This is a genomic window from Streptomyces sp. x-19 (assembly GCF_046549115.1).
Taxonomy (GTDB): Bacteria; Actinomycetota; Actinomycetes; order Streptomycetales; family Streptomycetaceae; genus Streptomyces; species Streptomyces albulus_C.
The window spans coordinates 246,249-267,446 of the sequence record NZ_JAJPWK010000003.1; the positions used below are offsets into that span (position 1 = coordinate 246,249).

Annotated in this window: 21 protein-coding genes and 1 pseudogene; 14 read left to right on the forward strand and 8 right to left on the reverse strand. The window is 69.5% G+C overall.

Annotation, left to right across the window (positions count from 1 at the left end; all coding sequences use genetic code 11):
* Nucleotides 1–208 precede the first annotated feature (208 nt).
* A complete protein-coding gene (locus tag ACLJT4_RS09760) occupies nucleotides 209–838 on the forward strand; it encodes a TetR/AcrR family transcriptional regulator (protein ID WP_411121907.1) in 630 nt (209 codons plus the stop codon).
* A 169-nt stretch (nucleotides 839–1,007) separates the two neighbouring features.
* On the forward strand, nucleotides 1,008–2,087 hold the full coding sequence (locus tag ACLJT4_RS09765) for a chitinase (protein WP_411121908.1): 1,080 nt from the start codon (nucleotides 1,008–1,010) through the stop codon (nucleotides 2,085–2,087).
* 66 nt (nucleotides 2,088–2,153) lie between these two features.
* Here ACLJT4_RS09765 and ACLJT4_RS09770 read toward each other — a convergent pair whose 3' ends face one another.
* On the reverse strand, nucleotides 2,154–2,963 hold the full coding sequence (locus tag ACLJT4_RS09770; RefSeq protein ID WP_411121909.1) for a LysR family substrate-binding domain-containing protein: 810 nt from the start codon (nucleotides 2,961–2,963) through the stop codon (nucleotides 2,154–2,156).
* Nucleotides 2,964–3,033: 70 nt separating this feature from the next.
* Here ACLJT4_RS09770 and ACLJT4_RS09775 point away from each other — a divergent pair, with 70 nt between their 5' ends.
* The 7 genes from ACLJT4_RS09775 (at nucleotide 3,034) to ACLJT4_RS09805 (ending at nucleotide 7,753) form a co-directional block, all read left to right on the forward strand.
* Nucleotides 3,034–3,420 (forward strand): DUF5997 family protein, encoded by a 387-nt coding sequence (locus ACLJT4_RS09775; RefSeq protein WP_016579095.1) that lies wholly within the window; start codon nucleotides 3,034–3,036, stop codon nucleotides 3,418–3,420.
* Between the two features lie 100 nt (nucleotides 3,421–3,520).
* On the forward strand, nucleotides 3,521–3,934 hold the full coding sequence (locus ACLJT4_RS09780) for a thiol-disulfide oxidoreductase DCC family protein (protein WP_411121910.1): 414 nt from the start codon (nucleotides 3,521–3,523) through the stop codon (nucleotides 3,932–3,934).
* A gap of 72 nt (nucleotides 3,935–4,006) precedes the next feature.
* Nucleotides 4,007–4,438: a PPOX class F420-dependent oxidoreductase gene (locus ACLJT4_RS09785; RefSeq protein WP_411121911.1), complete on the forward strand. Its 432-nt coding sequence runs from the start codon at nucleotides 4,007–4,009 to the stop codon at nucleotides 4,436–4,438.
* Nucleotides 4,439–4,499: 61 nt separating this feature from the next.
* On the forward strand, nucleotides 4,500–5,426 hold the full coding sequence (locus ACLJT4_RS09790) for a methyltransferase domain-containing protein (protein WP_411121912.1): 927 nt from the start codon (nucleotides 4,500–4,502) through the stop codon (nucleotides 5,424–5,426).
* Between the two features lie 117 nt (nucleotides 5,427–5,543).
* Complete coding sequence (locus tag ACLJT4_RS09795) at nucleotides 5,544–6,272, forward strand: hypothetical protein (RefSeq protein WP_411121913.1); 729 nt, start codon at nucleotides 5,544–5,546, stop codon at nucleotides 6,270–6,272.
* Nucleotides 6,269–6,943, forward strand: coding sequence for a hypothetical protein (locus ACLJT4_RS09800; RefSeq protein WP_411121914.1), 675 nt, complete (start codon nucleotides 6,269–6,271; stop codon nucleotides 6,941–6,943). Before ACLJT4_RS09795 ends, ACLJT4_RS09800 begins: the two co-directional genes overlap by 4 nt.
* Before the next feature lie 90 nt (nucleotides 6,944–7,033).
* Nucleotides 7,034–7,753 carry a VWA domain-containing protein gene (locus ACLJT4_RS09805; RefSeq protein WP_411121915.1) on the forward strand — a complete coding sequence of 240 codons (720 nt, stop codon included), beginning with the start codon at nucleotides 7,034–7,036 and terminating at the stop codon, nucleotides 7,751–7,753.
* On the opposite strand, the gene ACLJT4_RS09810 is transcribed toward ACLJT4_RS09805, so the two are convergent.
* Complete coding sequence (locus ACLJT4_RS09810) at nucleotides 7,750–8,328, reverse strand: TetR family transcriptional regulator (protein ID WP_411121916.1); 579 nt, start codon at nucleotides 8,326–8,328, stop codon at nucleotides 7,750–7,752. The two genes, ACLJT4_RS09805 and ACLJT4_RS09810, sit on opposite strands and share 4 nt — an antisense overlap.
* Before the next feature lie 72 nt (nucleotides 8,329–8,400).
* On the opposite strand from ACLJT4_RS09810, the gene ACLJT4_RS09815 reads away from it, so the two are divergent.
* The gene (locus ACLJT4_RS09815) at nucleotides 8,401–9,435 is read left to right on the forward strand and encodes an amidohydrolase family protein (protein ID WP_411121917.1); all 1,035 of its coding nucleotides are present in this window, start codon (nucleotides 8,401–8,403) and stop codon (nucleotides 9,433–9,435) included.
* Between the two features lie 58 nt (nucleotides 9,436–9,493).
* Here ACLJT4_RS09815 and ACLJT4_RS09820 read toward each other — a convergent pair whose 3' ends face one another.
* A complete protein-coding gene (locus ACLJT4_RS09820; protein WP_411121918.1) occupies nucleotides 9,494–10,390 on the reverse strand; it encodes a DUF4190 domain-containing protein in 897 nt (298 codons plus the stop codon).
* 388 nt (nucleotides 10,391–10,778) lie between these two features.
* On the opposite strand from ACLJT4_RS09820, the gene ACLJT4_RS09825 reads away from it, so the two are divergent.
* Complete coding sequence (locus tag ACLJT4_RS09825; RefSeq protein ID WP_411122347.1) at nucleotides 10,779–11,681, forward strand: serine hydrolase; 903 nt, start codon at nucleotides 10,779–10,781, stop codon at nucleotides 11,679–11,681.
* Between the two features lie 417 nt (nucleotides 11,682–12,098).
* Nucleotides 12,099–13,304, forward strand: a complete 1,206-nt coding sequence (locus tag ACLJT4_RS09830) for a cytochrome P450 (RefSeq protein WP_411121919.1) — start codon at nucleotides 12,099–12,101, stop codon at nucleotides 13,302–13,304.
* 293 nt (nucleotides 13,305–13,597) lie between these two features.
* On the opposite strand, the gene ACLJT4_RS09835 is transcribed toward ACLJT4_RS09830, so the two are convergent.
* The 5 genes and pseudogenes from ACLJT4_RS09835 to ACLJT4_RS09855 form a co-directional block, all read right to left on the reverse strand.
* On the reverse strand, nucleotides 13,598–16,342 hold the full coding sequence (locus tag ACLJT4_RS09835) for a hypothetical protein (RefSeq protein WP_411121920.1): 2,745 nt from the start codon (nucleotides 16,340–16,342) through the stop codon (nucleotides 13,598–13,600).
* Between the two features lie 12 nt (nucleotides 16,343–16,354).
* Nucleotides 16,355–17,170 (reverse strand): hypothetical protein, encoded by an 816-nt coding sequence (locus ACLJT4_RS09840; protein WP_411121921.1) that lies wholly within the window; start codon nucleotides 17,168–17,170, stop codon nucleotides 16,355–16,357.
* On the reverse strand, nucleotides 17,167–18,360 hold the full coding sequence (locus ACLJT4_RS09845; protein ID WP_411121922.1) for a hypothetical protein: 1,194 nt from the start codon (nucleotides 18,358–18,360) through the stop codon (nucleotides 17,167–17,169). Before ACLJT4_RS09845 ends, ACLJT4_RS09840 begins: the two co-directional genes overlap by 4 nt.
* Nucleotides 18,361–18,663, reverse strand: coding sequence for a hypothetical protein (locus ACLJT4_RS09850; protein ID WP_411121923.1), 303 nt, complete (start codon nucleotides 18,661–18,663; stop codon nucleotides 18,361–18,363).
* 665 nt (nucleotides 18,664–19,328) lie between these two features.
* Nucleotides 19,329–19,681, reverse strand: a pseudogene (locus tag ACLJT4_RS09855) (IS5/IS1182 family transposase); the annotation flags it as partial.
* A 245-nt stretch (nucleotides 19,682–19,926) separates the two neighbouring features.
* Between ACLJT4_RS09855 and ACLJT4_RS09860 the strand changes: the two are divergent.
* Nucleotides 19,927–20,328 carry a hypothetical protein gene (locus ACLJT4_RS09860; RefSeq protein ID WP_411121924.1) on the forward strand — a complete coding sequence of 134 codons (402 nt, stop codon included), beginning with the start codon at nucleotides 19,927–19,929 and terminating at the stop codon, nucleotides 20,326–20,328.
* Nucleotides 20,329–20,403: 75 nt separating this feature from the next.
* Nucleotides 20,404–21,147, forward strand: coding sequence for an ATP-binding cassette domain-containing protein (locus ACLJT4_RS09865; protein ID WP_411121925.1), 744 nt, complete (start codon nucleotides 20,404–20,406; stop codon nucleotides 21,145–21,147).
* The last annotated feature ends 51 nt before the right edge of the window (nucleotides 21,148–21,198 follow it).

Below are 21,198 nucleotides of genomic sequence, written 5' to 3' on the forward strand. Positions count from 1 at the left end.
AGCCGTCCACCGGTATGACGTCGCCGGAAGCCCCGCCCCCTCCGCAGCCACCAGCCCCACCCCGACTCTGCCCCGTAGCGGACACCGACCCGTGGCGGACACCGATCCGCATCGGATACGGATATGCATCGCATACGGATATGCATCGCATACGGTGTTGTAGCGTGCGCAGGTCACGTCGGCGTGTCCAGACCTGTGGAGGAATGCGTTGCCCAAGGGACCGACCAAACGCCGCCCGCAGACCACCGCGCGACTGCTCGACGCGGCGCTGGAGACCTTCACCGAGCGCGGTTTCCACGGCGCCTCCATCGAGGAGATCTGCGACCGCGCTGGCTTCACCCGGGGTGCGTTCTACTCGAACTACCGCACCAAGGAGGAGCTGTTCTTCGCCCTCTTCGACCTGCACGCCCGGCGCGTGGTCGACCGACTGGCGGCGGCCGTCGACGAGATGCAGGACGCCGAGGATCCGCTGCACGCACTGATCGCCCGGACCAGCGTGTTGGACGAGGCCGAGCGCCGCTGGTACCTGCTGTCGACGGAGTTCACCCTCCACGCCATCCGCCATCCCGACACCGCCCGCACCCTCGCCGACCACGACCGCCGCCTCCGTGAGGAGATCGCGCGCCTCCTGGCCGTGCTGTTCGACCGACTGGGGCGTCGGCCCACCGTCGATCTCGGCTCCCTGGCCCGTCTGGTCACCGCCCTCCACGAGGGCTCCCTGGCGCAGAGCCTGGTCGAACCGGACCAACTCCCTCCGGGCGAACTCCCCGGCACCTACCTCCCGTTGGTGATCCACGCCGCCTCCCGCGCCCGCCGCACCCGCCGCACGGATTCCTGAGCCCCTACGGGCGGCGCGCCCCACCCGGAGCACCCGGACCCCAAGCGCCTCTCCCCGAGCGTTCGCTCGACCAACTCCCTTCCGGTCCAGACCCATTGACGAAAGGTATGGACCAATCTACGGTGTGCGCACCACCCCCCGATCCCCCCGCCGCTGACGACGCCCCGTCATGGCTCGAAGGGAGCACAACGTGACCGGTCGGATAGCGCGTCTGCTGAAAACCGGCCTGGCGGCCGCCTGCCTCCTGCCCATGCTGGGCGTCGCGGCGCCCGCGACCGCCGCCCCCCGGAGCGACACCTGCGCGGTGAAGCCGAAGCCCACCGGCAAGGTCCTCCAGGGGTACTGGGAGAACTGGGACGGCGCGGCCAACGGCGTCCACCCGCCGTTCGGCTGGACCTCGATCACCGACCCGCAGATCCGCGCCCACGGCTACAACGTCCTCAACGCCGCGTTCCCCGTCATCAGCTCGGACGGCACCGCCCTCTGGGAGGACGGCATGGACGCGACGGTGAAGGTGCCGACGCCGGCCGAGATGTGCCAGGCGAAGAGCGACGGTGCCACCATCCTGATGTCCATCGGCGGCGCCACCGCCGGCATCGACCTCAACTCCACGGCCGTGGCCGACCGTTTCGTCGCGACGATCGTGCCGCTCCTCAAGAAGTACAACTTCGACGGCATCGACATCGACATCGAGACCGGCCTCAGCGGCAGCGGCAACATCAACCAGCCGTCGCCCTCGCAGTCCAACCTCATCCGCATCATCGACGGCATCCTCGCCCAGATGCCGGCGGGCTTCGGCCTCACCATGGCCCCCGAGACCGCCTACGTCACCGGCGGCAGCGTGACCTACGGCTCCATCTGGGGCGCCTACCTGCCGATCATCAAGAAGTACGCCGACAACGGCCGCCTCTGGTGGCTGAACATGCAGTACTACAACGGCAGCATGTACGGGTGTTCCGGCGACTCCTACGAGGCCGGCACGGTCGAGGGCTTCACCCGGCAGACCGACTGCCTCGACAAGGGGCTGACCGTCCAGGGCACCACCATCAAGGTCCCCTACGACAAGCAGGTCCCCGGCCTGCCCGCCCAGCCGGGCGCCGGCGGCGGCTACCTGGCCCCGGGCCAGGTGACCCAGGCGTGGAACACCTACCACAACGGGCTGAAGGGCCTGATGACGTGGTCCCTGAACTGGGACGGCGCCAAGGGCTGGACCTTCGGCGACAACGTCAAGGCCGCCCAGGGACGCTGACCCCCGGGATGCCGAACCCCGTGGTCCGACGGGCAGCCGTCGGACTGCGGGCAGTCCCGCGGTGCGCTACGACCGCCGGCGCGGCCGACCGCGCCGGCCCCCGTCCTTGGGGGCACCGGCCCCGCGCCGCGCGCCGCCCCGCCCGGCCGGCGCCTTGCCCCGCGCCGCCCCGCCGCCCTTGCCGGCCGGCTGGTCCTTCTGAGCCTTCTTCCCGGACTGCTGGTCCTTCTTGCCGGCCGCCCGCTGCGTGGCCGGCTCGGCCGGACGACGGCCCCGGCTGCTGTTCACGGTCCGCCCGCGGACGATCCCGATGAAGTCCTCCACCTGGTCGGTGGTCCGGTCCTCGCGCCACGACAGCGCGACCTGGGACTGCGGGGTGTCGGTGACCGTCCGGTAGGTGAGGTCCCGCCGGTGGTACAGGCGCGCGAGCGACTGCGGGACGACGAGCAGCCCGATGCCCGCCGCCACCAGTTCGATGGCGTCCGGCGTCGTGGCCGGACGCTCGAACGCGGGCCGGCCCGGCGGTTGCGCCCAGTCCAGGGTGTCGTCGAGCGGATGCAGCACGACCTCGTCGGCGAGGTCGGCCACGGACACCTCGTCGAAGGCGGCCACGAGGTGGTCCTTCGGCACCACGACCACCGACGTCTCGGTGTACATCGGGATCGCGCTGAGGTCCGTGCGGTCGACCGGCAGGCGCAGGAAACCCGCGTCGGCACCACCGTCCCGCAGCGCGTCGGCGGCCTCGCCGGCCGACACCTGGACCAGGGTGAGCGGGACCTCCGGCAGGCGCTCGTGCCAGATCCGCACCCACTTGGCGGGTGTCACTCCGGGAACGTACGCGAGCCGGAACGAAGGGGATGCGTCCGAGCCTGTCACCCCGCCAGGTTACCCGCCGTGGCCGGAGGCCGTGGTCAGCGGCGGTGCGCACGCTAGATACCCTGGAACCATGAAGTCGCACCAGACCGCCCAGACGATGAAGCCCGCCACCGCGGCGAAGAAGCTGGGCGTGTACCTCCCGGCCACGCCCGCAGAGTTCCAGGAGGGCGTCGTCTCCCGCACCGAGCTCAACGCCCTCCAGACGGACCCGCCCGCGTGGCTGCGCGAGCTGCGGGACAACGGCCCCCACCCGCGCCCGGTGGTCGCGGCGAAGCTGGGCGTCTCCATCTCCGGTCTCGCCCGTGGCGGGGTCACCGAGGCCCTCACCACCGAGCAGATCGACGCGCTCAAGACGGAGAACCCCGAGTGGCTGCAGAAGGAGCGCGCCACCCAGTCGGAGGTCCGCAAGGAGACCGTCCGCATCAAGGAGAAGAAGCGCACCGAGGGCGCGGCGTAACCACTCCGCGACGGCGGGCGACGCCGGCTCACCGCTCCCCCACGACCACCGACCGTCACCCGTCGCGCTCGGCGACGGGCCCCTCCGCCATGATGGGCACATGCCGACCCCTAAGAACCCGAGGACCCGCCCCGTACTCGTCTACGACGGCGACTGCGGCTTCTGCACCACCTCCGTGAACTTCGCCGAACGGCACCTGCGGCCCGGCTGCCGGATCACCGCCTGGCAGTTCGCGGACCTGCCGGAACTCGGGGTCACCCAGCAGCGCGCCGAGCACGAAGTGCTGTGGATCACCCCGGCCGGGGCGGTCCACGGCGGTGCCCAGGCCGTCGCCAAGCTCCTGCTGAGCGCGGGCGGCCCCTGGGCCGTCGCCGGCGCGGTCCTCACCCTCCCCCCGGTGCGCTGGCTCGCGCACGCCGTCTACCGCGTGATCGCCGACAACCGGCACCGGATGCCCGGCGGCACGCCGGCCTGCGCCCTGCCCGCCAACGACCGTCCGGCGCCGGGCGCTTGACGGCCCACGGCGGCCGCTGACGGCGGGGCGGTCCGTCGGGAATAGACGGCGGCGGCCGGGCCTTGCCCAGACATGACCGCTACCCCGTTCGACCCGCGCACCCTCCTCGCGGAGAGCCGGCTCGGCGTGCTCGCCACGATCAAGGCGGACGGCCGGCCGCAGCTCTCCCCCGTCATGCCCTTCTACGACCCGGAGACCGGCCTCCTCCACGTCTCGATGACCGAGGGACGGGCCAAGACGGCGAACCTGCGGCGCGACCCCCGGGCCACCCTGGAGGTCACCAGCGCCGACGGCACCTCCTGGGCCACGGCCGAGGGCACCGCCACGCTCATCGGCCCCGGCACGGACCCGCACGGCCCCGAGGTGGAGGCGCTGGTGCGCTACTACCGCCGCGCCGCCGGCGAGCACCCCGACTGGGACGAGTACCGCGCCGCCATGGTGTCCGACCGCCGGGTGCTGATGACGATGCCGGTGGAGCACGTGTACGGCGCCAAGCTGCGCTGAACGGGACGCCGCGGCCGGCGGCCGCCACCGTGCCCGACGGCCGTCCTCGCAGGGTGGGCGCGTGACCGAACCGGACCGGGAGCGGCTGCGCGGAACGTTCACCGAGGACGCGGACCTCTACGACCGCATCCGCCCGGGCTATCCACCGCGCATGTTCGACGACCTCGCCGAGCTGGCGGGCCTCGCCGGGCCGGCGGCTCCACATCCGGGCCCGCGGATGCTGGAGATCGGCTGCGGCACCGGGCAGGCCACCCTGCCCCTGGCGGCGCGGGGCTACCGGATCACCGCCGTGGAGCTGGGCGCCGAGCTGGCCGCGGTGGCCCGCCGCAAGCTGGTCGGCTTCCCCCGGGCGCGGGTCGTGGTCGATGCGTTCGAGGAGTGGCCGCTGCCCGCGGAGCCCTTCGACGTGGCCCTGGCGGCCACCTCGTTCCACTGGATCGACCCGGCGGTCCGGGTGGCCAAGTCCGCCGACGCGCTCCGCCCCGGCGGCACGCTGGCCACCGCCTCCACCCACCACGTCGCCGGCGGCAGCGCGTCGTTCTTCGCCCGGGTCCAGGACTGCTACGAACGGTTCGACCCGGCCACGCCACCGGGGTTGCGGCTGCCGTCGGCCGCCGACATCCCCGAGGACGGCGGCGAGTTGGCCGCGTCCGGCCGGTTCGCGCCGGCCCGCTTCCGCAACCGCTTCTTCCGCGCCCTGCTCGGTGGCGCGCTCCTGCGTCCCGCGCAGCTCGTCGAGATGCGCCGCACGGTCCCCGCCGCCGGTCTGTGGCCCGGCGCCAGGTACGGGCTCGGGCTGATCGGCACGCCGCTGCGGTGCGGCGGCGTGGTGTGGGGCCACGGCGGTGACATCCCCGGATACCGCACGCGCACCGGCGTCACCGCCGACGGCCGGGCCGTCTCGGTCGCGGTCACCGCCGACCCCGCGCCCGCCCCCAAGACGCCCGACCACGCCCTGTCCCTCCTGGACACCGCCCTGTGCGCCTAGCGGCCGACGGCCCGCCGCACGGTGCCGGTCGTGACCGGTCTCCCCATCCCCGGACCGGGCGCGCGCACCGTGGACTAGGGTGACTGCCAGCCTGTGACCAGGGTTTTTCAACGGGGGATGCGTGACGTGGACGCCATAGTCTTCAACCTCACGACGGCGGCGCTGATGGTGCTGACGTTCAAGTGCGGTCTGTTGTTGGTGGGTGAGGGAACGGTGCGGCGCCGGCCGGTTCCGTGGGCGGCGATCGCGCTCACCGTCGTGGCCGTCGCCGCCGTGGTGCTCCAACTGGCCTGGTCCGGCGCGATGGACGCCCTGGACGGCGATCCGCGCAAGTCCGGCTGGTGGCGCGTGGTGACCTCGGTGTTCCTGCAGAACGGCGGTTTCTCCGGCGGCGCCTGGAACATCGTCACCCTGGCGGTGATCGCCGCGCTGGCGCAGTGGTTCTGGCGCGGCCCGCTGATGCTGGTGCTGTTCGCCGCGGGCGTGCTGCTGCCCCAACGCATCGACGCGCTCTTCGGCGAGACCGCCCGCAGCACCGACCCGCGCAACTTCGCGGGCAGCTCCGGCGCGACGTACTTCCTGGCCGCCACCCTCGCGGCGGCCCTGTTGCTGTCCGGCCCCCGGGCCAAGGAGCGACTGCTGGCGCTGGCCGTGCCCGCGGCCGGACTCGCGATGTGGCTCGCCCAGGAGAACGGCCACGGCCTGGTGGCCTGCTACGGCTTCGCCGTCGGCGCCGTCGTCCTCCCGCTCGCCCGCCGGTTGCCGCACCCGCCCGTGCCGGCCGCGGGCGTCCCCATCGCGACCGCACCGGCGGACGGCCCGCGCGACGCCCCGGCGCCGCAGTGAGCACGGACGAGCCACAGTCGGGGACGGGCAGACCGGCGGTCGGGGCCGCCCCGCGGCGCTGCGCGGAGTGCGGCGGGTACGCGTACGGCGGTGCACCGGCCTGCGGTGCCTGTCGCGACCTGGTGGACGGCATCCTGGAAGCCGCGTGGGCCGCGTTCCTGCGCCGGTGGGACCTCGGCGGTGACCACCCGACCGACCCGAGCGCGCCGCACGACGAGGAGGTGGCACTGGCGGAACTGGTGGTGTCGGAACCCGACCGTCATGACTGGCGGGTGGTGGACGCCGCGCTCGACCGGCTCCGCTGCTCGACGTGCGGAGACCGTCTGAGCCGCGGCCCCGTCGGCTGCTCCGCCTGCGACCTGGCGCACGGATTCCGCTACGCCGCGATCGAAACGGACCGGCCGGGCGTCGTCCCGGGCAACGAACACGCCGTCCGGGTCAACGTCTCGGTGGTGCGGCGGCCCCAGTTCAGCTCCGCCGACGAAGTCCTCGCCAGGCGCCTGCTGTTGCCGGCCCTCCTGGTGGGTCTGCTGCCCACGACCGAGGCGGCCCAGCGCCTGAACGCCCTGGTCAAGCGGAGCCCACCGGAGGGCAGGGCCGCCGTCCTGGAACAGGCCGTGGAGGAGTTGCTCGCCCGCCGAGGCACCACCGGCGGACGTGCCGCTCCCTGAGCCGCACCGGGACGCGGCCCCGCCCGGCGTCCCCGTGTCGCCGCGCCGCCCGGGGTGCGTAGGCTCCCGGGAGGGAAAGGAGCACGATCGATGAGTCCGTTGGGTCTGGAGAAGGTGCAGCAGACGGCGCCGCCGCTGGTGAACCTCTACAAGCAGGCCGGGGTCAGCCTGCGCAAGCACGGGCTGCACGGGCAGCGGGCCGCGGTGTACCTGGTGCTGGACCGCTCGGGTCCGATGCGGCCGTACTACAAGGACGGCACGATGCAGCACCTCGCCGAGCAGGTCCTGGCCGTCTCCGCGCACCTCGACGACGACGCGGTCGTCCCGCTGGTCTTCTTCTCCACCGACGTCGACGGGGTGCACGAGATCAGCCTCGATCACTACCGGGGCCGGGTGGCCGCCTGCCACGAGCAGTTGGGCCACATGGGGCGCACCCACTACGAGGCCGGGATGGACGCCGTACTGGACCACTACCTGGCCTCCGGGGCGAGCGCCCCGGCGCTGGTGGTGTTCCAGACCGACGGCGGCCCCACCAGTCGGGCCGCCGCCGAGAAGTGGCTGTGCAAGGCGGCCGCGCTGCCGTTGTTCTGGCAGTTCATCGGCTTCGGCGACCCCGATCACCGGGAGTTCGACTTCCTGCGCCGACTCGACGAACTCCCGGTGCCCGGCCGGCGGGTCGTCGACAACGCCGGTTTCTTCCCCGCCGGTGCCACGCCCCGCGAGCTGCCGGACGCCGAACTCTACGACCGGCTGCTGGGCGAGTTCCCCAGCTGGCTCACCGCCGCCCGGGACCGGGGCATCCTCGACTAGCGGGCGTGCGGCGGCCGTTCCGCGGCGGCCACGTCCGCGCCGAGGACCGTGGTGAGCCACGGCCGCAGCACCTCCTCCCGCTGCCGCGGGGAAATGTCGGCGAGCGCCTCCAGGTCGAGGAAGTGCCGCGCGATCGTGAGCCCGAGGATGCTGCTGACGGTCAGCGCCGCGCGGAGTTCGGCGTCGCCGGCGTCGCTGGTGCGCGCGAGGTTGCGGACCCGCTCGTCGAGGAACTGCTTCATCGTCCGCGTCGCCTCCGGCGCGGTCAGCATCGAGCGGACCAGGGCGCGGGTTTCCGGCGGGAGCCCGCCGAGGCGGACGTCGAGGACGTCGGCGAGGTGTTCCGCGACGTCGTCGTCGGTGCTGTCGCGGTCCAGTCGGATGGCGAGGGCGAAGAGGTCGTCCTTCGAGCCGTAGTGCTGGATGACCAGGGAGGGGTCGACACCGGCCCGTTGCGCGATGGCGCGCACGGTCGTCCCTTCGAGTCCGTGCTCGCCGAATTCGGCCTGCGCTGCTTCGAGGATCCGTCGGGCGGTGGCGGCGCGTTTGGCGGCGCGTGTCATCGGTTCGTCCACACAATTGACTCTACAACCGTTGAGCGAGTCTGTTACGTTCACTCACCAGAACATGAGCCAAAGGGAGCATCGATGCGCGTCATCACCATCGAGGAGCACTGGACCACCCCCGGCATCGACCGGGCCCTGCGCACCCAGCCGCCCCCGTTCCGCGACGAGAGCGTGGCGTTGAACGACCACGGCGACACCCCCGCCCGACTGTTCGACATCGGCGAGCAGCGGATCGCCGCGATGGACGCCGCAGGCATCGACCTGCAAGTCCTCTCGCTCGCGCCGCCGGGCACCCACGGACTCCCGCCCCGCGAAGCCGTCACGCTGAGCCGCGAGGCCAACGACCTCGCCAGCGAAGCGGTCGGTCGCCATCCGGCGCGGCTGCGGGCGATGACGACGCTCCCGATGTCGGATCCGGACGCCGCCGTGACCGAGCTGGAGCGGACCGCCGGCAGCGCCGCACACATCGGGATCATGTCCTACGGTCGCAGCGGCGACCGTCCGCTGGACGACCCCGCCTACGACGAACTACTGGGCACCGCGGCCGCGTTGGGCCGGCCGGTGTTCCTCCACCCGCAGATCCCACCGAACGCGGTCCGGGACGCCTCCTACCGAGGCTTCGACCCGACCGTCGAGCTCGCGCTCGCCACCTTCGGCTGGGGTTGGCACATCGAGGCGGGGCTCGCGGCGCTCCGACTGATCCTGCGCGGCACCTTCGACCGCCACCCGGACCTCCAGATCATCCTGGGGCACTGGGGCGAGATGGTGCTGTTCGCCCTCGACCGCGTGGACAGCCTCTCGCACGTCGCGACCCACCTCGACCGCCGCGTCGCCGACTACTTCCACACCAACGTCCACCTCGCGACCAGCGGCATGCTGACGCCCCGGCTGCTCCGTCACGCGTTGGACTTCACGAGCATCGACCGGATCCTGCTCTCCGGCGACTACCCCTTCCACCGCTTCGACGCCGCGACGCTCGCCGACTTCCTCGGCACGCTGCCCGACCCCGAGGACCGGCACCGGATCGCCCACGCCAACGCCGAGGCCCTCTACCGCCTGGAGTCCCCTTCGCTCTGCGCTGGCAACGGGGCGGCAGGCACCGCCGAGCGGCCCTGAACGCCGCAACGCGCCAGGCACCCGCCGACCGCGGCACCCCGATGCCCCGCCGTCCCGCTCAGGAGGTGGGCCCGCTCCAGTACGCGTCGTCCCACTGTGCGACGTCGGGACTGAACTCGACCTCCATCCGGTCGGCGGCGCCGGGCGGCAGGGAGAAGGCGTAGACGCCCACGGCCTTCCGCCCGGGGAGGAGGTAGCCGTCGAGGACCTTCTGCCGCCCGCTCCCGTCGATCACCAACTGCGTCGACGCGCCGTCCGCGTCGTTGACGTCGGGCAGTCCGGTGGTGATGGAGGCCCGCTTGCTGCCGGTGTTCTCCACGGTGATGGTCACCTGGAACGCCTTGTTGCCCTCGGCATGGCCGTTGGCGAAGGCGTCCGGAGTGAACGGCTCCGGCTTGGCGACCGTCACCTTCAGGCCGTCACCGAAGGCATACGACTGACCGAAGGTCAGATGGCGCGCCTTCTCGGCAGCGGCAGCCTCCTTCTCGGCCGCCTCCGCCTTCCTGCTCGCCTCGTCGGTGACCTCCTTGACCTCCCGACGGGCGTCGTCGACGGCTTCCTTGACGATCACCACGGTGAACACCCCGGCGGCCGCCGCCATCACCAACCCCAGGATGCCCGTGATCACTCCGGCGAGCGCCATGCCCTTGCTGGTGGCCCGACCGGCACGCACCTGACTCAGCCCGACGCCACCGAAGATCACCGCCAACAGGGCCGGCAACCACGACAACCAGAACAGGACGATGAACAGCCCGAGCACCATGCCCACCAGACCGAGCACCAGGGCGGCGATGGGCATGCCGTTGGTGGGCCGCCGACCCCAGGTCGGTGCCGGGTACGACGGTGCCGGCGTCGGCGCAGTGGCGTCCTCGGTGGCCGGCGGCGCCCACGGGTCGCGCTCCGGCACCTGCGGGTCCGCGGACGGCGAACCATCCGGGGAGACGGGCGTGGTCATGCAAAGTCCTTCAGCCGTACCTCTGGGTGAATTGTCAGACCATACCAGGGTTTTTACTTTCTCATTACTTCGCGCGAGGGGGCGTCCGCAGCCAGCCGCCTCACCCCTGGCGCCCACCACGCCCCGGGCCACGACAGGACCAGGGGTGGCGCAACCGGGGCGGCACAACCGGGGGTGGCACCGCATGTGCACCTCCGAGCAGTGGAACCGCCTTCCACCACCAGGCGTGTTGAACACATGAACGACCGTACTGCGCGGGGCCCGGACCCATGACCGGCCGGGCCCCGCAGGCATGAAGCGACAAGGAAGCACACTCTTGCTCAACCGAATACGGATCCGCGCCCGCGGATTACAGCGCGCGTCGGCCGCGACAGCCCTCGCCGCGGCAATGACCTCGACCCTCGTGGCCGCCACCCCGGCGAGCGCAGCGCCGGTCTCGACGAAGGACCAGGCGGGCCCGCAGGTCGTCTGCACCTCCGCCAAGCCCGGCCTCGCCGACCAACTCACCCACGACATAAGGACGGTGGTGACGTCCCCGGAGGTGACGGGAAGCACCTCGATCGCCTTGTACGACCGGGTCACCAAGACCAGTTGCACCTACGACGCCGACCGTCAGCACGACTCGGCCAGCGCCGTCAAGGTCATCGTGCTGGGCGCACTGCTGCGGCAGACCCAGGACGAGCACCGCGCACTGACGGACACCGAGCGCACCCTCACGACAAAAATGATCACCGAGTCCGACAACGACGCCACCACGACGTTGTGGAAGCAACTCGGCCTCGACCGCATCAGGGAGTTCCTGCGCCTGGCGGACATGCAGCGCACCGTCCCCGATCCGGACGGCTACTGGGGTCTGACCCAGATCAACGCCACCGACCAGCTCACCCTGATGAAGCTCTTCACGGCCTCGAACCCCGTCCTCGTCGACGACTCCCGGACCTACGCACTGGACCTGATGAACAAGGTCATCCCCAGTCAGCGCTGGGGGGTGCCGGCCGGCGCGCCGAGCGGGGCGACGGTCCACGTGAAGAACGGCTGGCTGCAACGCACCGGTGGCGGCTGGCGGGTGCACAGCGTGGGCGCCTTCACCGGACAGGGCCACGACTACGGGATGGCCGTCCTGACCTCGGACCACGCGAGCATGCAGGCCGGCGTGGACGTGATCGAGAACCTCGCCCGCAAGGTCCACGCGGACCTCAACGGAACCCAGGTGCTCACCAGCCAGAAGCTGCGCAGCCGGACCCTGCCCACCGCCTCCGACGGCTCGCTCGTCCCCGAGAACGCCCGGTAGTCCACCTGCCGCACCTCACGTGAGACCAAGCGGTGCGACGAGCCCGCCCGCCCCCATGGGCGGCGAACCGTACGCCCCGGTCCCACACCTCCTGGTTGGCGCCCTCACCGGCGCCAACCAGGAGCCGGGCCGGCCGACATCACGCGCCTCGATGTCGCAGAGCGGCGGCGACCCGAACGCCCACGACGGCGCGCCCCCCCGAACCAACGGATCACCCCGGCGCGCACCGAGCGCCGCCGAGGGTACGGGAAGGCCCTCGGCGGGAAGGATGCACCGAGCCGACCGCACGGCCCCGGCATCCGACGCACCGCGCTCGCGCCGAGGCGCGGGACGGACACGCAGGCGTGGGGCCGAGGACGGAGCCGCGGAGGGATGGCGGCGCGCCCGGCACCGTCTTCGGACAACGGAGGTGCGCACGTGGACAGCGAGGACGGGGATTACGGTCGCCGCAAGATCGAGCGGGATACGCCGGCAACGGGTTGCCCCATATCGCCTGCGGCGGACGGCAGTTGGCAGGTACGTGGGTACGACGAGGCGCGCGCCGTGCTGCGCAGCACCACCACCGTGCAGGCCGGCCTCGGCATCGAGAGCGTCGAGGGACTCCCCTCGCGCATCCGGCGACCGGTGCTCTACCGCGACGGGCCGGAACACCGTGAGCACCGTCGACAGACCGCCCGCTTCTTCACACCGCGCCACGTCGACCAGCACTACCGCGACGTCATGAGCCGCGCCACCCGAACCCAACTGGACCACCTCACGGCCACCGGCCGGGCCACACTGTCCGACCTGGCCTTCAACGTGGCGATCGAAGTGGCCTGCGCCGTCATCGGCCTGACCGAAAGCCGACCCGGCATCAAGCAACGGCTGGAACGCTTCTTCCCCGAGGAGTTCGGGACGCCTGGGCTGAGGAGCCTGCACGGCATCTACTGGACGATCCGGCAGAGCACCAACTGGCTGCGCGTCCACCTGGGCGACGTACGACCCGCCGTGCGAGCCCGCCGCCGCCGTCGCCGCGACGACCTCATCTCCCACCTGCTCGACGAGGGCTGCTCGACCAGCGAGATCCTCGGTGAATGCCTCACCTTCGCCGCGGCGGGCATGGTGACCACCCGCGAATTCATCAGCGCGGCCGCCTGGCACCTGTTCTCCGACGCCGAACTGCTGACGCACTATCAGGCAGCGGACGAAGCCGGCAGGTTCGCGGTCCTCAACGAGATCCTCCGCGTCGACCCGGTCATCGGCCGCCTCAGCCGCCGCACCACCGGACCTCTCGACGTGCCCCGCAACGGCGACGAACCCCTCACGGTGCCGGCCGGCGAACGCATCGACATCCTCCTCGACCACACCAACCTCGACGAACGGACCGTCGGACCACGCCCCCAACACATCCGCCCCGGACGCGCCATGCGCGAGGGCGCCCGTCCTCCCGGCCTGTCCTTCGGCGACGGCCCGCACAAGTGCCCCGGAATGCACATCGCACTCCTGGAAACGGACATCTTCCTCACCAGCCTGTTCGCCCTGCCAGGACTACGCATGGCAACACCACCCACCATCGGTTTCATCGACGGCATCGCAAGCTACGAACTACGCCACTGCGTCGTGGAGGTCGACACCGTCCCTTGATCCGACCGGCGACGAAGCCCGACCGGACGACGAAGCGCAGCCAACGCGCTCAAACGCTCCCGCGGCTGGCCGAAACGGACGCGGCCTTGAGCAAACAGGCAGAACCTAGGCAAGAAAACTCAACCGCACCCGCCGCCGCGGATTGTCCACGTTCGTGTCCGTGAAGCTCCGTTAAAATAACCCCAGCCTAGCCGGACCGCTAAACGCACCAGACATGTGCCGTGGTCATCCCATCTCGGGATGACCACGACGGCCCAATCAAACAAGATCGGCGTGCCAAGCCGTGTTGCGGGTCAAATACCGGTAGCCGACCCACTCCTGCGCCAGGCGCCGGCCTGCTGCCAGGAGGGCGACCGCCTTCGCCTGGTACGCCGTGGGCATCCACTCGGCCAGAGCACAAGCCTCACCTGCATCGATCCCCTTCTCCTTTCCGACAGATGGCCGTGACGGTTGGCGAGCTCCTTGAGACGTTCCAGCCGTTTGGTGAGCGAGTCCCGAGTCTCACGCAGAGGCGGGAGCTCCTCCTTGATCTTCTGCCGCCGTTCCTGGTGCGTCTGGAGCAGTTCCTGGCATTCGACCACCTTCGCTTCGGCGGCTGTGTGCTCCCGCACCACACCCGCGTGTTCTTCGGTCAGTGCGGTGATGCTGCCCTCCGGGTAGCGCGTCCGCCAGTCCGTGAGGGCGTAGGTCAGGGTGCCGTCCAGCTCGATGCGGGTGGACAGCTCCTCGGCCCGGGCGCTGTGTACGGCGTGCCGAGCGTCGATCGCCTCGTGCTCGGCGGCCGCCGCGTCCACGTCGTACAGGGCGGGGTGGGGCGGAATCACCGCCTCGACGCCGCCTGTCAGTTCCGCCTCGGGGTCGATGAAAGTCCTGGTTGTCGAAACCGGCACGAAGACGGTCGGCTGGGGACGCAGGGCCGTGAGTACTTCCCGGGCCCGGTCGATGTCGTCGGGATCGTGGAGGAGGATACCCGCGGCCAGGTGTGGCAGTCGCTCCACAATGTCTCGTCGTCGGTCGATATCGGGGATGGCAGCGAGGTAACACCATCCCGGGACCGCGACCACTTTGGCGTCCTCAAGGGCCTTGCAGGCGTCGGAGATTACTTGGGCGGGCGGCAGGAGGTCGCCTGCGGCCAGGGCAAGGCGTGCCTTTTCGTCGATGGACTCGGCGACCTTGAGTTCGGTCCGCTCTCGTTCGGCCTCACTGCGGGCGGTGTTCAATGCGTCCAGGAGCGAGGCGACGTCGCGTTCCAGGTCAATGTCCGGCACGTCGAGGAGCGCGGCGAGCCGGGGATTCGCCTCCAAGCGCACTGTTTGTGTGCGGACTTCGTCCAGGCGCGCGGTGAGGCGATCACGACGCCCACGCAGGTCGCCTGCCTCCGCCTCGGCCTTCCGCAACTCGTCGTGCGCGAGGGCCTCTCGATCTGCTAGCTCCGCCCATTCTCGTTCCAGATCCGTGACGCGCTGGGCGGCGTTGTCACGTCCTTCCTGAACGGTCTCCACGGTCCGAGGCAATGCGGCGGCGTCATGCAGCAGACCGTCGGCGACAGCTGCGCCGATGTCCTCGTACAGACCTGTGATCCATTGGTCGAACTGGGCGGCCTCGTGTTCGGCCTTCGTGGCGTCCCGATGCGCCTCGCGAGCACGGTCTTGTGCCGCGCTCTTCTCCTTCTCCCCTGCCGCGGCCCGCTTCAGCTCGTCGGAGGCTGTTTGGGCAGCCTCGTCAGCAGTCGCCCACAGACTGCGGGCCAGGCGGCGGGCCGCTATGTCGCGCTCTTCCAGTGCCGGGCGAGCCTTCTCCTCCTCGGCACCGATCAGATCGGTCAGCGCCCTTACCTGGGCGATGCTGTCGTCGTACTCATGCACGGTCGAGGTCTCTCGCCATGCGGCCATCAGGGCTTGGGCCTGGGACAGTCCCCTCTCGCTCGCCGTCAGCTCCCGCTGGGCACGCTTGTGCTTCAAGTCGGCCAGGTGGCGGCGTAGTTCGATCACAATCGTTTCGGCGCGGTCGGCGGCGTGTGTCAGTTCATCGAGTTCCTCTTGCGACTTGACGACCTTTGCTCGCTGCCCGAGCACCTCGCCCTGCTCGTTTCGCGCCCGTACCCGAAGCCGTCCACCCAGCTCCACGACGTCACGGGCGGCCTGCTCCGCTCGGCGCCGCGATAGCCGGGCCGCTTCGGCCAGTTCTACGATCGGGCCCAGGAGATCGAGCGCGCCGGCGACGAACTCCCGCTCGGTGAGGAGCAACCCACGGCTCGCGAGCCGCTCCACGTGTTCGGATACCAGCGCCGCAAGGTCGTCCATCTCCTCGGACCTGACGATCGCCCGCAGCAGGAAGTCGACGAACTTGACGTCCGAATCGAGCTTGAGCCAGTTCGCCGCTTCGCCTTCGTCGACGTTCATCTCCCGCTGGTATCGGAAGAGTTCGGGGTCGATGCCCAGCAGCTGCAGCCGATTCGTCCAGTCGCCCTGATGCCGTGTCCAGTACAGGTCCAGTTTCTGGTCGGCCGCGTATTCCTCCTGGAGCTCGTCCCGGTATGTGTCCAGGGTGCACGACTTCGCACCGACCGCCATCGGGAGGGTTCGGAGGCTGATCTCGTCACTGGGCCGCAGGCAGTACCAGCGTTCACGCAGGTTGTCGGAGACTTCGGAGGCGACCTGGTTGCGCCAGGCCAGCACCTTGCCGGTGAGCAGGAGATCGCCGGTGAGCGGGTTCATCCACTCCAGAACGATGTGGGACACGTCCTTGGGCATGACGAACTTCTCCAGCACGCGCGTATTGGTCGTGCCCACGGTGTGGCGACGCCCGGGAAGGACGACGGAGAAGACGAGCTTGAGAAGAACGGACTTGCCGCCCCCGTTCTCCAGAAGGACCAGGCTGGCGGGCGACGGCCGGTAGGTCGTGGCGGTGGCGTCGAAGAGGGCTCCTTGCTCGGCACCCACCGGGCGTCCCGCTCCACTGAGGTCCAGGGTGACGTCGTGGAAGCGGGCACCGGGCGGTCCGACGGTTCTCAGCCGGATGCGGGACAGCTCGTACATGGCGCGGTTCTCCTAGTCGTACAGCGTCTCGGCGCGGGTGGTTCGGAGCGTCCCGGTCCCAGCGATGGGAGGCAGCACCCCAAGTGCGGTCAGTTCTTCGTAGGCACGCGTGGTGGCCAGTTCGCGCACGTGAACCTGATAGCGGTGGGTGGCGACGAAGATCTTCTCCCCGCCCTCGGAGTCGGCCCTGCCCTGGAGGAACATTCCGCGGTCGACGAGGTGCGCGAGAGCCCGGCCTATGAGGCTGCGGGTGGCCGATGCCCCTGATCGTCCACCCTTGGTGGGGGCAACTTCGGGCCGACGCTCGTAAGCCCGCCAGGCCCTCTCCAGCTCCGGAGTTTCAGCCAGCGGATCCTGCGACTCCTCGCTCTCAGCGACGCGTTCCGCCAGCACTCGGCACACCGATCGCACGAGTTGATCGATCGACGACACCCGGACCTTGCCCTGATAGCCGTCATCCGCCAAGTCTTCAGGCCGGGGGAAGGCCAGGGCCGCGACAGCCAGGTGCGTGATGCCGTACAGGATGCGCTCGGCCTCGCGACTCTCCCGCATCCGCACGTGCCGGGCGTACTGGTCCATCCGAGTCTCGAAGGCCGACCCCGGCAGCGCGGTATGCACCATGCCAGCGCGCGAAGTGACCGCGATGACCCTCAGCCCCATTCCCACTGCGTACCGGGTGACGAGCGTCTCGAAGTCCGGATCCTCGGCATAGCGCTTCACGAGTGCCGCGTAGGCGCTGTCACGCGCGGGGCGGACTTTGGGTCTGAAGCCGTAGCCGATGAGTCGGCCCGCGGCCTCCGCGTCCTCGGCCATGGTCTCGATGGTCATGATCGTCCGCTGTTCCTCTCCAGACGGTCGGCGTCCAGAGCCGCGCGGTCGAATGCCGCATACGTCAGCAACAGGTCGTCGCCCTTGAACCCTTGGCTGTCCAAGGGGGCCTCTGCCGACACGGCGAGCAGGACACGGTCGGCTCCTTCACTCAACGCCGCCCCCAGTTGCGGACTGAAGGCTCGTAGTGCCAACAAGGCAAGCAGGTCGGGGAGTTCTGGATCGAAAGCAGCGGCCTCCTCCAGCAGCTCGGACAACGGCCGCGCCTCGTCCGTCAGATCGAGCAAGGACTCGGCCACGCGCTGCTGCTCGTCGGTGTACCCGCGCACTTCCACGACCGGTACGAGCTCCGGCTCCTCCTCCTCGCCCGCGAACCGGGCTCGTTCGGGAGACGGGGCGAGCAGCGCGGGAACCAGCGTGGACAGACAAAGCTGGTCATCCGCCGTCGGCCCTACGGACTGCTCGTAGAAGGAACGCACCGGATGGAAGGCATCGGCCAGCGTGAGCCCGAGCACGGGCTGAAGGAGGTCGCCGTACACGTCCACCGAAGCCCTGAGGGCAGTGCCGGAGAACTGCTGACGGTCCTGTTCGTCGAGGAAGAGCGTGCGAGCGCCGCGCAAACGGATCTGCAACCGAGTGTGCCGGCGAATGCAGTCCTCCACGATGTCGACCAGGTCGGCGGCCTGTCTCCTACGGACCGGGTCCTCGGACTGGTCACGATCGGTGGAAACGGACCGGGCGATCGCGGACTCTTCCTGGAGCCGGTGGTCGACGTGGTCAAGAGCCTCGTTGAGGAGGTCCGGCACCTCGTCCGTCCAGTCGACCGTCGCCACATTCCGGCTCGTGGCGTCGAGTTGTGCGCGGATGATCACCGCGTACTGAATGGTGCGGATACGGGCCTGCTCAGCCACGGCCTTCGCGTCGGCCAGCCGCCCCCTGCCGATAAGGTTGTGCAACCTCACCTCGGCGGCGATCTGAGCCGATTCCACATCCGTGTCCAACGCTCCGACCAGAACGTTCAACGCCTCGTTGGAAGCACGCAGATACAGGTCCCCGTTGCTGTCCGAACGCTCTTCGATCAGCTTGAAGTCCCACTTCCTCAGCGCGTAGGCGCCAGCGCCATCCACCTCTCCGTAGAAACGGCGAAAACCCCTTTCCGAGTCCCGTACGTTGATCAGGGAGTCGAGCACTCATCCGGCGACGCGTGTGTGCTCGTCGGCCGGGCGGTCAGGTGCCTGCCAGCCGACGAAACCCCCGGCCCTGAGCAGGACCTGTTCGTGGTTCGCCCCTATGTCGAAGTCCATCGCGATGGCCACGTGATCAATGATCTGCAGAGCCACTTCGGCCATCTGGTACTGAGAGCCGTCCAGCCATGGCAGTTTCGCCTTGCGAATATCGAGGTCGTGCAAGGGCGCTGTGCAAGCCAGGGCCTTGAGCCTGCGTGCGAGCCCTTCGTCGGCCCATACGTTCCGTTCGCCCCCCAGATCGTTCATGGCGTCACTAGACATGCCTGAAGCTGCGGATGTCACCTGACCCACAGGGCGTGGCGAGAATCGCAGATTCACCCCGTCCCCGTGACTAGGCAGTAACTTGGCGCACTATAGGCTCACTTGCTGCGGATTCCTCAATGAGCCCCGTGATGCCGATGCGGCATGCCCCAGAGAAGGTCCCAACATTTTGGCTGAATCATTCCCTATCGGAAAGGCCGGACTGATTGCCCCTACCACGCCAGCGGCATCAGATACCGCGCTCGCCTTGCCCCTGTGGCCTAGCAGCTTGATGTGGATCAGTTTGAACAACTCTCCTGCCCCGATGCGGTGTTGAAAGTCATCCTGCGGGGCTGCCGAGGGGTGTAGCCAGACATCAAGGGCGGCGACATCCGCGCGCTGCTGGCGATCGTCCCCTTGGAACACTTGAGAATGGCGACACGCCGAACGGCAAACTCACGAGTGCGACTTCGTTCCACGAGCCACCGCGCGACGCATCGACCATAAAACGCGTGCATTACACGGCCCTGCTCCGCGCGTCCGAAATCCGAGACCTTGAACAGAAGAGGCGCCTTCGCTGGGCGCTGCTGTACACCCGCCGCATGGAGAGACCCGCAGGCTCCATGGCCGAACTCATGAACATCGTTCTCGCGGGCTGTCCGGTCTACTGGAGTCGAGTACCGGTAGCCCTTCGGCTGCTCGGCAACCGTGTGATCCCGCGTGGGACGAGGGTGCCGTCGGTGAGCGGCACGGCGTCCTCGTGGAACCGCTCGCGGGGCTGGAGCACGAGCAATGACTCGAGGTGGCCGATGATGCGGTCAGCGGCTGACTTCAACAGTCCGAGCAGCGGAGCGCGCTGCCGCCACATTAAGTTCGCATGCCAGTAGGCCACTACCCGCAGGAGGCCGGCCCTCCTGTGTCAGGCTCCACGGCCGGCCCTTGCGCACCGCGCTTGCTCCCTCGCGCCGCACCGCAGTGACCAGCTCGCGAGCTGCCGTGGGCCCAGCCCAGTGAACGGGGCCATTCAAGACGGCTCCGACGACGCTGTCACACCAGCCACCGCAAGTTCATCCCACCAGGGACCGGCAGTTGCGAGAGAGCCCTTAGACGACAGGAGGCTCACGAGCACCTCCAACGAGACTTTACGAAAATTTGATCCATCATGATCATTCATGTTCAAATCTGGAGCGAGCGCTCACTTTTGTCACTGAAGCCGTGAAACCGGCCCATCAGTCGGAATCATGTGTTACTAGAGGAGGTGCGCATTACATGCGCAAGGCAACTATCCTCGCCGCCGGAACCCTGGCCGCGATATCCCTCACCGCTGGCACCGCCCACGCGGAGGGTTCCTTCACTTCATACGCGAGTGGCTGGGTGACGGGTAAGGAGTCCCGGCACTGGACAAAGAACAGCAGCGCGGGCACGACCACAGTGCAGTTCTCCGGCTGCTCCACGTCGAATGCGCCGGGTTTCAAGTACGCCGGCCTGCAGTTCAAGAAAGACATCAGCCTCCGCCCCGACCCGGTACTGAAGCGGCATAACAACTACTGCGGGACCTCGAACTTCGGGCAGCCGGGCAAGGGCACGTACTACTTCAACTACTCCAACCTCAACGGCAATGATGCGCCGCGGACTTACTTGAACGTTAACAAGATCACCGTCAAGTACTGATCGCATCAAGGCGCCGGGCCGCTGGGCGTGCATGCTCGGCGGCCCGGCCTCCCGCGTCTACCTCTGGGAGAGGCCGTGCCCCTTCACTTCCGTCAGTGTTCGTACAGCTATCGCGCCGGCGTGCCCGTCCTGGACAGCCTGTCGTTTGGATTCCCCGCTGGCTGCACCGTGTTGCTGGGACCCAACGGGGCGGGCAAGTCGACGCTGTTGTCGCTCGGCGCATCGATTCGCACCCCGGCCTCCGGCGCCGTGGCCCTCGGTCCCCTGGACAGTGCCCGACGCAAGGACCGTGCGACGTACCGGAAGCGCGTTGGCTGGTTGCCACAGAACATCAAGCCCGTGCCAGGACTTACAGTTCGCGAGCAGGCTGCCTACGCGGGGTGGCTGAAGGGACTGTCACGGCGGGATGCCTGGGACCGCTCCGGTGACGCGTTGGAAAGGGTCAGACTCAGTCAGCTCGCCGGTCGGCGCAGTCATGAGTTGTCCGGTGGCCAGCTCCGCCGGCTTGGTATTGCCCAGGCATTGATCCACGATGCCGAGGTGGTGCTACTCGATGAACCCACGGCCGGCCTGGACCCCACTCAGCGCAAGGTGTTCCGGGATCTGATCGGCGAACTCGCGAACCGCGTCTCCTTCATCGTCTCCACCCATCAGACGGAAGACCTAGCGGACATCTACGCGACGGTCGTGGTACTCGACCGTGGACGCGTCGTCTTCCACGGCAGTGTTGGGGAGTTCCTCGATCGCGCTCCACACGACGTGCCCGCCGAACGCCGCGCCGAACGGGCTTACCACGAACTCGTCCGCGGGGAGGTGTAGTTCGCGATGCGCCTGACCACTGTTCTGCGCTCAGGGCCCACTCTATGGGCG